Source organism: Allobosea sp. ASV33, assembly GCF_016428755.1.
In the GTDB taxonomy this organism is placed as follows: domain Bacteria; phylum Pseudomonadota; class Alphaproteobacteria; order Rhizobiales; family Beijerinckiaceae; genus Allobosea.
Genome location: NZ_JAELTI010000134.1, coordinates 1 through 10,714 on the forward strand (window position 1 = coordinate 1; position 10,714 = coordinate 10,714).

Genomic DNA, 10,714 nt, shown 5'->3' on the forward strand with positions numbered 1-10,714 from the left:
AAGGTTAATCGTCGGCAGCGTCAGATGTGTATAAGAGACAGGAAGACCCACGACCGGGCGAGCCGCCTTCAACGCGCCGTGGCATGTCTCACCCGGTCGTGGGTTCCGGGTTCGCGCCTGCGGCACGCCCCGGAATGACAAGCCCGGAGCTCGAATTCCGTCAGTTACTGGCGGTCGTCGGCGCCGCCGGCGGATTGCCTGCCGCCGTCTTCGGCGCCGTAGCGGGCTTTGCCGGCGGAACGGCCGCGGCGGCTTTCGGCTTCGGCTTGCGCGCCTGGATCGTCGAGGTGACGATGCCTTGCGGGGTGTCGAGCCCGTAGATGTCGTCGCGGAACTGGACCTGCCCGTCCGCGCCCTGCCAGGCGGTCAGGTAAACCCAGGCGACCGGCACGGACTTCTTGAGCGGAATGTTCTTGCGCTCGCCCTTTGCGATCTCCGCATCGATTGCGGCCGTGGTCCATTCGGTGCCATCCAGCAGCCAAGCGGCGAGGTCGCGCACGCCCTCGATGCGGGCGCAGCCGGACGAATTGAAGCGGACATCGTTCTTGAACAGCGTCTTCTTCGGCGTGTCGTGCATGTAGACGGCGTCGCTGTTGGGCATGTCGATCTTGAGCTGACCCAGCGAATTGGTCGGGCCAGGCTCCTGGCGCACGTAAAAATAGGGGCTCTTCAAGGTTGCCCAGTTGACGCTGGCCGGATCGATTTCCTTGTTCTCGGCGCCGAGCAGCTTCATGTTCGACTTGGCGATGAAGCTCGGATCCTTGCGCATATGCGGGATGATGTCGGCCTTCACGATCGACATCGGCACCGTCCAATACGGGTTCAGGTTGACCGAGGAGATATTGGCCTGGATCACCGGCGAGGGCCGGTCCGGCCGGCCGACGATAGCGAGATGGCGCTGGGCGACGGTGCCGTTCTCGACCGCCTCGACGCTGGCGCCGGGAATGTTCACCACGACATAGCGGCTGGCGAAGTTGAAGCCGTTGCCCTTGAGACGCTCCAGCGTCGCGGTGAGCTGGTTCAGGCGCGATTCGACCGGCGTGTTCATTGCCTTGAGGGTCAGGCGGCCGACCGTGCCGAGATCCGACAGGCCATGACGGCGCTGGAAGCGCTTTACGGCCTCGGTCACGTTGGCATCGTAAGTGTCGCCGGCCACCGCTTCCGGCGCGAGATCGCCGCTGGCGAGCAGGCGCTGCTTCAGCGCGACGACATCGGGCCCCTGCGCATCCGGCTTCAGCGCGGCCGCGGTCGCCGGCACCTTGGGCCAGCCGCCGCGATTGGCGACGTCCTCATGGGCGATCAGGGCCTCGAGCGTGCGGTCATAGGTGTTCGGGCCGTAGCTCGGCTCGTTCGCACGAACGAGCGCCGTCGAGGCCAGCAGAGCAGCAGCCGCAAGAGCAAGGATGGAGGGACGCGCAGACATGAAAACCCCCGGGCCGCACAGGGCGGCACCGGGGGATCATTCCGCGACATAGTCAAGGAATGCTTAAGAACCGGCTGGCGTCCTTCACCATGCTGACGAATACCGTCAGCATGGCTGGGAGGCGTTACTCCGCCGCCTTGGCAGGGGCCGGCTTTTCCCATTTCAGGACCGGCGAGCGGGCGGCGCGGGTCTCGTCGAGACGGCGGATCGGGGCGTGATGCGGGGCGCTGGTGAAGCGCTCCTTGTCGTTGCCCTTGGCCGCGATGGCGAGGTCGCGCAGCGTCGCGATGAAGAGGTCGAGCGCCGCCTTCGATTCCGACTCGGTCGGCTCGATCAGCATGGCGCCATGGACGACGAGCGGGAAATACACCGTCATCGGGTGGTAGCCTTCGTCGATCATCGCCTTGGCGAAATCGAGCGTCGAGACGCCCGAGCCCTTCAGCCACTCGTCGTCGAACAGCACCTCGTGCATCGACGGATGGTCCGGGAAGGGCAGCGACATCAGGTCACTCAAGCCCGCGCGGATGTAGTTCGCGTTCAGCACCGCATCCTCGGAAGCCTGGCGCATGCCGTCCGAGCCGTGGCTGAGCATGTAAGCCAAAGCGCGAACATACATGCCCATCTGGCCGTGGAAGGCGGTCATGCGGCCGAAGGGCTGGTTGCCCGCTGGGGCTTCATCGCGCGACTCGATCAGATGCGGCTTGCCGTTCTCGACATGGATGAAGGGCACCGGCGCGAAGGGCGCCAGACGCTCCGAGAGCACGACCGGACCGGCACCGGGACCGCCGCCGCCATGGGGCGTCGAGAAGGTCTTGTGCAAGTTGATATGCATGGCATCCACGCCGAGATCGCCAGGCCTAGCCTTGCCGACGATCGCGTTGAAATTGGCGCCGTCGCAGTAGAAATAGGCGCCGGCTTCATGCATCGCCGCGGCGATCTCGACGATCTGCGGCTCGAAGATGCCGCAGGTGTTCGGGTTGGTCAGCATGATCGCGGCGACCTCGGGCCCGAGCAGGGCCTTGACGTCCTCGACCGCGACGGTGCCGTCCGGACGGGCCGGAACCGAGCGCACCGAGAAGCCGATCAGGGCCGCCGTCGCCGGGTTGGTGCCGTGGGCCGATTCGGGCACGAGCACGACATTGCGGGTCGCGCCCTCGCCTTTGGCGGCGATGGCGGCCTTGATCGCCATCATGCCGCAGGCCTCGCCATGGGCGCCGGCCTTGGGGCTCAGCGCCACGGCCGGCATGCCGGTCAGGGTCATCAGGTAGCGGGAAAGCTCCAGCATCAGGTCGAGCGCGCCGGGCACGGTCGAAGTCGGCTGCAGCGGGTGCACATCGGAGAAGCCCGGAAGCCGCGCCATCTTCTCGTTCAGGCGGGCATTGTGCTTCATCGTGCAGGAGCCGAGCGGGAAGAGCCCGGTATCGATGCCATAGTTCTTCTGGCTGAGGCGCACATAGTGGCGCATCGTCTCGGGCTCGGAGAGGCCGGGCAGGCCGATCTCGCCTTGGCGGGCATGCTTGCCGAGGCGCGACTTGAACGGCACCGGCTTGTCGATGTCGACGCCGGTCGCCTCGTGATGGCCGATCTCGAAGATCAGCGGCTCGATCTGCTGCAGCGCCTTGTTGCCGGTGAAGGTGAGGTGCTCTTCATGCGAGGCCTCGCCGGCCTGGGTGGGACGTCCCTGACGGTTCAACATCACAGCACCTCCACGAGCGCCGCCACGAGGGCCGCCCGGTCTTCATCGGTATTCACCTCGGTCGAGGCGATGATCAGCAGGTCGTCCAGCCCGGCCTTGGGCAGGAGGCGGGAGACGGGAACGCCGGCCAGGATGCCCCTGGCGGCAAGAACCTCCACGACCTCGGCGGCCGGCTTCTTCAGCTTCACGGTGAACTCGTTGAAGAAGCTGTCGTTCAGCACGGTCACGCCTTCGACGCCGGCAAGCGCGTCGGCGAGCTTCACGGCATTGGCGTGGTTCACCTCGGCAAGACGGGCGAGGCCGGCCTGGCCCAGCAGCGTCATGTGGATGGTGAAGGCCAGCACGCAGAGGCCGGAATTGGTGCAGATGTTCGAGGTCGCCTTGTCCCGGCGGATATGCTGCTCGCGGGTCGAGAGCGTCAGCACGAAGCCGCGCTGGCCGGTCGAATCGACCGTCTCGCCGCAGAGCCGGCCCGGCATCTGGCGGATATATTTCGCCTTGGCGGCGAAGAGGCCGACATAGGGGCCGCCGAAATTCAGCGCGTTGCCGATCGACTGACCCTCGCCGACGACGATATCGGCATCCTGCGCGCCCGGAGGCACGACGGCGCCGAGCGAGACGACCTCGGTGAAGACCGCGATCAGCAGGGCACCATGGGCATGGGCCTTCTCGGCGATCGGCTTGAGGTCGCGCAGGTTGCCGAACACGTCCGGCGACTGGACGACGACGCAGGAGGTGCTGTCGTCGATCTGGGAGAGGATGTCCTCGCTGGCCGAGACGTCGGGCTTCAGGACCACGACCTCGTCATTGGCCATCTCGGAGAGGGTCTCGACGACCGCGGTGTAATGCGGATGCAGGCCGCCCGAGAGCACCGCCTTGCGGCGCTTGGTGACGCGATGCGCCATCAGCACGGCCTCGCCCGTACCGGTCGAGCCGTCATACATTGAGGCGTTGGCGACCTCCATGCCGGTCAGCGCCGCGACCTGGGTCTGGAACTCGAAGAGATATTGCAGCGTGCCCTGCGCGATCTCGGGCTGATAGGGCGTGTAGCTGGTCAGGAATTCAGAGCGCTGGATCAGGTGATCCACCGTCGCCGGGACATGGTGCTTGTAGGCACCGGCGCCGACGAAGAAGGGCACGGCCGAGGCGGCGGTATTCTTGCCGGCCATCTTGCCCAGGATGCGCTCGACCTCGAGCTCGCCCTTGGCGCGGGGCAGATCGACCGGGGCCTTGAGCAGCTTGCCGGCCGGCACGTCGCTGAACAGCGCGTCGACATCGGAGACGCCGATCCGCGCGAGCATGTCCTCGCGGTCAGTATCGGTGAGCGGGAGATAGCGCATGGGGTGATTCCGTTTCGGAGTGTCATCCCGTGCGCGCCGCGGCATGGAATGCCGCTGCGCAGACACGGGATCGCATGACGGGAAGGCGCCTCTTTCGGAAGACGGTCCCGCATCTGCGCCGCAGCACTTCGTGCCGCAGCGCGTGCGGGATGACGGCCGATCAGAGCGACTTCACGTAATCCTGGTACTCGGCCTCGTTCATCAGGGCGTCGAGCTCACCGGCGTCCTTGATCCTGATCTTGAGGAACCAGCCCTTGCCGGCCGGGTCCTCGTTGACGGTGCCGGGCGCAGCCTCGAGCTCGCCATTGACCTCGACGACCTCGCCGGAGACCGGAGCATAAACCTCGGACGCGGCCTTCACGCTCTCGACGACGGCAGCTTCGCCGCCCTTGGATAGCGCCTTGCCCACGGTCGGAAGCTCGACGAAGACGACGTCGCCGAGCTGGCCTTGCGCGTAGTCGGAGATGCCGACGGTGCCGACGTCACCCTCGATGCGGATATATTCGTGGTCCTTGCTGTAACGGGTCTCGGCCATGGTTTCCTCCTGGCGTCAGTTGTCCGGAAAAGGGCTCAGCGCTTGTAGCCGTTCGGCACGAAGGGCATCGTCGCCACGACGGCCGGCAGCGGCTTGCCGCGCACGATCAGGTTGAGCTGGGTGCCCGGCGCCGAATGGGCCTTGGCGACATAGCCCATGGCGCAGGGGCCGTTCAGCGTCGGGCCGAAGCCGCCGGATGTCACGACGCCGATCACCTCGCCATCGGGCGTCGCGATCTCGGTGCCCTCGCGGGCCGGCGCCCGGCCTTCCGGCTTCAGGCCGACGCGGATGCGCGAGACGCCCTCGGCGAGTTCGCGCTGGACGCGCGCCGCGCCCGGAAAACCGCCCTCCTCGCGACGGCGCTTCTGGATCGACCAGTTGAGCGCAGCCTCGATCGGCGAGGTCGTGGTGTCGATGTCATGGCCGTAGAGGCACAGGCCGGCTTCGAGCCGCAGCGAATCGCGGGCGCCCAACCCGATCGGCTTGACGGTGCCGTCGAGCAGCAGCGTATCCCAGATCTCGCCGATCCTGTTGGCGGCGGCGGATATCTCGTAGCCGTCCTCGCCGGTATAGCCGGAGCGGCTGACATTGGCCTTGATGCCGGCGACCTTCATGGTGCGCGAGGTCATGAAGCCCATCTCGGCGGCTTCGGGAGCGATTTTCGCGAGCGCGGCCTCGGCGCCCGGGCCCTGCAGCGCGATCAGGCCGCGATGCTCGGCCTTGACCAGCTTCACATTGGCCGGCAGCCGCGCCTCGATATGGGCGTAGTCGGCATCCTTGCAGGCGGCGTTGACGACGAGATAGAGCGCGCCGTCCTCGTCGGGATCGATCGAGCGGGTGATCATCAGGTCGTCGAGGATGCCGCCCTCCTCGTTGAGGAGCTGCGAATAGCGCTGCTTGCCGGGGGCGAGATTGACGATGTCCGCGGGAATCAGCGCTTCCAGCGCCTTGGCCGTGGTCTCGTGATCGGGGCCGATCAGGAAGCACTGGCCCATATGCGAGACGTCGAAGAGCCCGGCCTTCTCGCGGGTCCAGTTATGCTCGGTCAGGATACCTGCCGGGTACTGCACCGGCATGTCGTAGCCGGCGAAGGGCACCATGCGGGCGCCGAGCGCGACATGGCGCGCATGGAGCGGGGTCTTCAGCGGCGCAGCCGCGCCGGCGGTGTCGGTATTGGCCTCGGCAGCCATGGCGTGCCCCTCCCAGAGTCAAGCGCAAGCCCCGGACGATAGTGTCCGGAACGCGCCCCCTCTGTCTCGGCACCTGAGAGATTTCCCCACCCGACCCACAAGATCGGACGAGTTACACCCGTCGGTGGGCGGGCATCGCTGCCCGCCGCTTTCCAGAGCGCCAAATCCCCAGCGGCCCTTTTGCCTGAGCGTTTCCGGGGCGGTTGCGCCTTCGGCGCCGGGCTCCAGGCCCGGTCTCTCCCGCGGGGATATGCGGCTTGGGCACAGATACAAGACGCGCCGAGCGAGTCAATCGGCGCGCCTGCGTCTTTTCACGGCAAACCGGATTTACCGGCGGCGCTTGCGCGCCGGCGCGGCAGGCCCGCCACCACCGAGGCTGACGAAGATGTCGACGTCGCCCTGGCCGGCCGGCACCATGATGCCTTCCTCGACATGGGTGAAATCGGCACCGCCCTGCCCCACCGCGATCGTGGCGCCGACACGCGAGCTGCGCTTGGCGAGGACGGTCGTCCCGCGCATGACGGTCGTGGTCAGCGTCGCACCGTAATTGCCGGGGCTGCCGGCCATGCCGAGGAGCACGCGTCCCTCGACGCCGACCTTGAGGCGGAAAGTGTCCTTGCCGGTCTGGGTGCACTCGCGCGCGACATTGGTGATCGAGATCTGATAGCGCAGGCCGCTCGAATCCTGCCCGGCCTGGGCGCGGATCGCCGCGCCGCCATCGGAGATGATGACCTCCGGGCAGACCAGCGGCTGATTCTGATCGTCGTCCTTTGGCAACTGGTCCGCCGGCGGCGGCGTCGTCGACTGGAACATCAGGACGTTGAGCGCCGAATTGCCGGCGGATGACGAGCCGCCGCAGCCGGCGAGGCCGAGGCAGAGCAGCGGCAGCGCAAACCAGCGAGCCTTGCGAAGGGTTTGATCGATCACGGCAGCGCCTCCACGCCCGGGCCGAAGCCGCTGAGGGAAACGGGCACGCCCACCCCCTCTTCCGGCGTCTGGAATACGATGAAAGTCGCGCTCTTGCCGCCCTTGAGCTGGCCGAGCAGGGTATCGTCCATGACGACCTCGGCCACGCAGCCGGTGGTCAGGCAGCGCACGAAGCCGGCGCGGCCGATATCCTTGTCGTCGATCTTGAGGCCGAGGCCCGAAGGCAGCAGCACGCCGAGCGGGGCGACGACGCGCAGCAGCCGGCTCTTCTGATCCGCCGTCTTCAGCACGATGACGAGAAGCGTCAGATTCGGCCGATCCTCGGCCGCGACGTTCTGGACGAGCGCGCATTGCTCGGCCTTGGCGCCGGGCGGTACCTCGCAGCGCATCTGCCAGTCGCCATGTGTGGAGCGCACCGCGCCCTGCGCGAAAGCGGAGCCGGCGGCGAGGCTCGTCCCCATGAGCGCCAGCGCCAGCGCGCCCAGCGCTCCGATGATCCTCATCATCCCTGCCATCCCTTCGAAACCGGACCTTGAACCGCAGCAGGAACGCAGAATTCAGGCAAAACGCCGACCGCGCCAGAGAATCCCACCGCTCCTCAACATAAAACGCGTTGGGACCATGCAGGGTGGGTCCTGTCAAGGCGGAAGGGCCGGCCGCGCGCTTCGTCAAGGCCTCGTGCGATTATGCCGCACGGTTGATGGGGGCGGTCTTCATTGTCCCACTGGCGCAAGCGTGATCTTTGATTTATCGCAATCTCGAAGAATGAGGCGACTTCACGGTCGCCCCTTCATGCGTGGAGCCAGCACGGACCCTCATAGGTCGGCTTCCATGCAAGTCGATTGAGGAGCATGTGGGATCGATGCGATTTCTGAGCAGGACCTTTGCAACAGCGGCCTCCACGGCCCTTGCCGTCGCCGCGCTGGCGACCGTCCCGGCGATCGCCGGCACCGGCATGCCGACCGACTGGCAGATGAACCTGCAGGGCGCGGTCACCCCGGTCGCCGAATATATCCACTGGTTCCATGACTGGCTGAACGTCATCATCGCCATCGTCACGCTCTTCGTGCTGGCGCTGCTGATCTACGTCGTCTTCCGCTTCAACGAGAAGGCGAACCCGGTCCCCTCCAAGACCACGCACAACGCGCTGCTCGAGGTGGCCTGGACCGTGATCCCGGTCCTCATCCTCGTCGTCATCGCGATCCCCTCCTTCCGCCTGCTCAAGCTGCAGCTCGAGGTGCCGCAGGCCGACATGACCCTGAAGGTCACCGGCAAGCAGTGGTACTGGTCCTATGAATACGCGCAGGACGGCGGCAATTTCGGCTTCGATTCGCTGATGCTGGACGAGAAGGCCCGCGCCGAGGCGATCGCCAGCAAGAAGATCGCCGCCGCCGAGGCTCCCCGCCTGCTCGCCGTGGACAACGAGGCGGTCGTGCCGGTCGGCAAGATCGTCCGCGTCCAGGTCACCGGCGCCGACGTCATCCACAAGTTCACGGTGCCGTCCTTCGGCATCAAGATCGACGCCATCCCCGGCCGCCTGAACGAGACCTGGTTCAAGGCCGAGCGCGAGGGCATCTATTACGGCCAGTGCTCGTTCATCTGCGGCCAGAATCACGCCTTCATGCCGATCGCCTTCCGCGTCGTCAGCCAGGAGCGCTATGCCGCCTGGCTCGCGGAAGCGAAGCAGAAATTCGCCAATGCAGAAGACGCCGGCAGCAAGTTCGCTGCCGCGTCCAAGTAAGTCGCCGAGGAGACTAGACCGATGGCAACCGCGGCACCGCACGCTCACGGCCATGACGAGGCCCATCACGACCATCCGACCGGGTGGCGTCGCTGGCTTCTGTCGACCAACCACAAGGACATCGGCACGCTCTACCTGATCTTCTCGATCATCGCGGGCCTCGTCGGCGGCTTCCTCTCGATCATGATGCGCATCGAGCTGCAGCAGCCCGGCCTGCAGATCTTCGCGAACGGCCAGAGCTACAACGTCTTCGTCACCGGCCACGGCCTGATCATGATCTTCTTCATGGTCATGCCTGCGGTCATCGGCGGCTTCGGCAACTGGTTCGTGCCGTTGATGATCGGCGCGCCGGACATGGCCTTCCCGCGCATGAACAACATCTCGTTCTGGCTGACGGTCGCCGCCTTCATCCTGATGATCATCTCGATGTTCGTCGAGGGCGCCCCGGGCGCACACGGCGTCGGCACGGGCTGGACGGTCTATCCGCCGTTCTCCACTGCCGGGCACCCCGGTCCGTCCGTCGATTTCGGCATCCTGTCGCTGCACCTTGCCGGTGCCGCCTCGATCCTGGGCGCGATCAACTTCATCACCACGATCCTGAACATGCGCGCGCCGGGCATGACCATGCACCGCATGCCGCTGTTCGCCTGGGGCGTGCTTGTCACCGCCTTCCTGCTGCTGCTGGCGCTGCCGGTGCTTGCCGGCGCGATCACCATGCTGCTGACGGACCGCAATTTCGGCACGACCTTCTATGACCCGGCCGGCGGTGGCGATCCGATCCTGTACCAGCACCTGTTCTGGTTCTTCGGCCACCCCGAAGTGTACATCATGATCCTGCCGGCCTTCGGCATCGTCAGCCACATCATCTCGACCTTCTCGAAGAAGCCGATCTTCGGCTATCTCGGCATGGCCTACGCCATGGTGGCGATCGGCGTCGTCGGCTTCATCGTGTGGGCGCACCACATGTACACCGCCGGCCTGTCCCTCAACACGCAGCGCTATTTCGTGTTCGCGACGATGGTCATCGCCGTGCCGACGGGCATCAAGATCTTCTCCTGGATCGCGACGATGTGGGGCGGCTCGATTCGCTTCACCGCGCCGATGGTCTGGGCGATGGGCTTCATCTTCCTGTTCACCGTCGGCGGCGTCACCGGCGTCGTGCTGGCCAATGCCGGCGTCGACCGCTCGCTGCACGCGACCTATTACGTCGTGGCCCATTTCCACTACGTGCTGTCGCTCGGCGCCGTGTTCGGCATCTTCGCGGGCTTCTACTACTGGTTCCCGAAGATGAGCGGCTACGTGATCCCGGACTGGATCGGCCGCCTGCATTTCTGGGTCGCCTTCGTCGGCGCGAACCTGCTGTTCTTCCCGCAGCACTTTCTGGGCCTCGCCGGCATGCCGCGTCACTATGTCGACTATCCCGATGCCTTCGCGCACTGGCACTTCTGGTCGTCGATCGGCTCCTACATCTTCGCCTTCGGCCTGCTGATCTTCTTCTACGGCGTCATCGTCGCCTTCACGAGGAAGGAACTCGCCGGCGACAATCCGTGGGGCGAAGGCGCGACGACGCTGGAGTGGACCCTGTCCTCGCCGCCGCCGTTCCACCAGTTCGAGACGCTGCCGCGCATCACCGGCTCGGACCACTGAGACTTCGATCATCGCGCGTCGATGGACGCGCGATGATCTCGCCGATTCTGTCTCTTATACACATCTGACGCTGCCGACGATTAACCTTAAAAAAGGGGGTGGGGGGGGGGGGGGGGGGGGGGGGGGGGGGGGGGGGGGGGGGGGGGGGGGGGGGGGGGGGGGGGGGGGGGGGGGGGGGGGGGGGGGGGGGGGGGGGGGGGGGGGGGGGGGGGGGG

The 10,714-nt window shown here is 66.4% G+C and carries 9 protein-coding genes and 1 riboswitch; of the genes, 2 read left to right on the plus strand and 7 right to left on the minus strand.

The features are described from left to right. Window positions 1-160: 160 nt before the first annotated feature. From JHD80_RS25045 to JHD80_RS25075, 7 genes are all read right to left on the minus strand, one after another. On the minus strand, window positions 161-1,423 hold the full coding sequence (locus tag JHD80_RS25045) for a L,D-transpeptidase family protein (RefSeq protein ID WP_199092932.1): 1,263 nt from the start codon (window positions 1,421-1,423) through the stop codon (window positions 161-163). Between the two features lie 124 nt (window positions 1,424-1,547). Next, entirely contained in the window at window positions 1,548-3,119 is a 1,572-nt protein-coding gene (gcvPB, locus tag JHD80_RS25050) for an aminomethyl-transferring glycine dehydrogenase subunit GcvPB (protein WP_199092935.1), read from the minus strand. Continuing rightward, window positions 3,119-4,459, minus strand: coding sequence for an aminomethyl-transferring glycine dehydrogenase subunit GcvPA (gcvPA, locus tag JHD80_RS25055; protein ID WP_199092938.1), 1,341 nt, complete (start codon window positions 4,457-4,459; stop codon window positions 3,119-3,121). The genes gcvPB and gcvPA overlap by 1 nt, the downstream gene beginning before the upstream one ends. Before the next feature lie 160 nt (window positions 4,460-4,619). Then, window positions 4,620-4,994, minus strand: a complete 375-nt coding sequence (gcvH, locus tag JHD80_RS25060; protein ID WP_199092941.1) for a glycine cleavage system protein GcvH — start codon at window positions 4,992-4,994, stop codon at window positions 4,620-4,622. Between the two features lie 35 nt (window positions 4,995-5,029). Beyond that, window positions 5,030-6,184, minus strand: coding sequence for a glycine cleavage system aminomethyltransferase GcvT (gene gcvT, locus JHD80_RS25065; protein WP_199092944.1), 1,155 nt, complete (start codon window positions 6,182-6,184; stop codon window positions 5,030-5,032). 162 nt (window positions 6,185-6,346) lie between these two features. After that, window positions 6,347-6,437, minus strand: a riboswitch (glycine riboswitch). A gap of 74 nt (window positions 6,438-6,511) precedes the next feature. Next, window positions 6,512-7,111 (minus strand): hypothetical protein, encoded by a 600-nt coding sequence (locus tag JHD80_RS25070; RefSeq protein ID WP_199092946.1) that lies wholly within the window; start codon window positions 7,109-7,111, stop codon window positions 6,512-6,514. After that, window positions 7,108-7,614 carry an invasion associated locus B family protein gene (locus JHD80_RS25075; protein ID WP_199092956.1) on the minus strand — a complete coding sequence of 169 codons (507 nt, stop codon included), beginning with the start codon at window positions 7,612-7,614 and terminating at the stop codon, window positions 7,108-7,110. The genes JHD80_RS25070 and JHD80_RS25075 overlap by 4 nt, the downstream gene beginning before the upstream one ends. Before the next feature lie 359 nt (window positions 7,615-7,973). On the opposite strand from JHD80_RS25075, the gene coxB reads away from it, so the two are divergent. Both coxB and ctaD read left to right on the plus strand, forming a co-directional pair. Further along, window positions 7,974-8,852 (plus strand): cytochrome c oxidase subunit II, encoded by an 879-nt coding sequence (coxB, locus tag JHD80_RS25080; RefSeq protein ID WP_199092949.1) that lies wholly within the window; start codon window positions 7,974-7,976, stop codon window positions 8,850-8,852. A gap of 21 nt (window positions 8,853-8,873) precedes the next feature. Next, window positions 8,874-10,499, plus strand: a complete 1,626-nt coding sequence (ctaD, locus tag JHD80_RS25085) for a cytochrome c oxidase subunit I (RefSeq protein WP_199092952.1) — start codon at window positions 8,874-8,876, stop codon at window positions 10,497-10,499. Window positions 10,500-10,714 lie beyond the last annotated feature (215 nt).

What these genes read in the sequence shown, in the direction of transcription:
- JHD80_RS25045 (WP_199092932.1), bottom strand. Translation starts at nt 1,423, where the DNA reads ATGTCTGCGCGTCCCTCCATCCTTGCTCTTGCGGCTGCTGCTCTGCTG.
- gcvPA (WP_199092938.1), bottom strand. Translation starts at nt 4,459, where the DNA reads ATGCGCTATCTCCCGCTCACCGATACTGACCGCGAGGACATGCTCGCG.
- gcvPB (WP_199092935.1), bottom strand. Translation starts at nt 3,119, where the DNA reads ATGTTGAACCGTCAGGGACGTCCCACCCAGGCCGGCGAGGCCTCGCAT.
- gcvH (WP_199092941.1), bottom strand. Translation starts at nt 4,994, where the DNA reads ATGGCCGAGACCCGTTACAGCAAGGACCACGAATATATCCGCATCGAG.
- coxB (WP_199092949.1), top strand. Translation starts at nt 7,974, where the DNA reads ATGCGATTTCTGAGCAGGACCTTTGCAACAGCGGCCTCCACGGCCCTT.
- gcvT (WP_199092944.1), bottom strand. Translation starts at nt 6,184, where the DNA reads ATGGCTGCCGAGGCCAATACCGACACCGCCGGCGCGGCTGCGCCGCTG.
- ctaD (WP_199092952.1), top strand. Translation starts at nt 8,874, where the DNA reads ATGGCAACCGCGGCACCGCACGCTCACGGCCATGACGAGGCCCATCAC.
- JHD80_RS25075 (WP_199092956.1), bottom strand. Translation starts at nt 7,614, where the DNA reads ATGAGGATCATCGGAGCGCTGGGCGCGCTGGCGCTGGCGCTCATGGGG.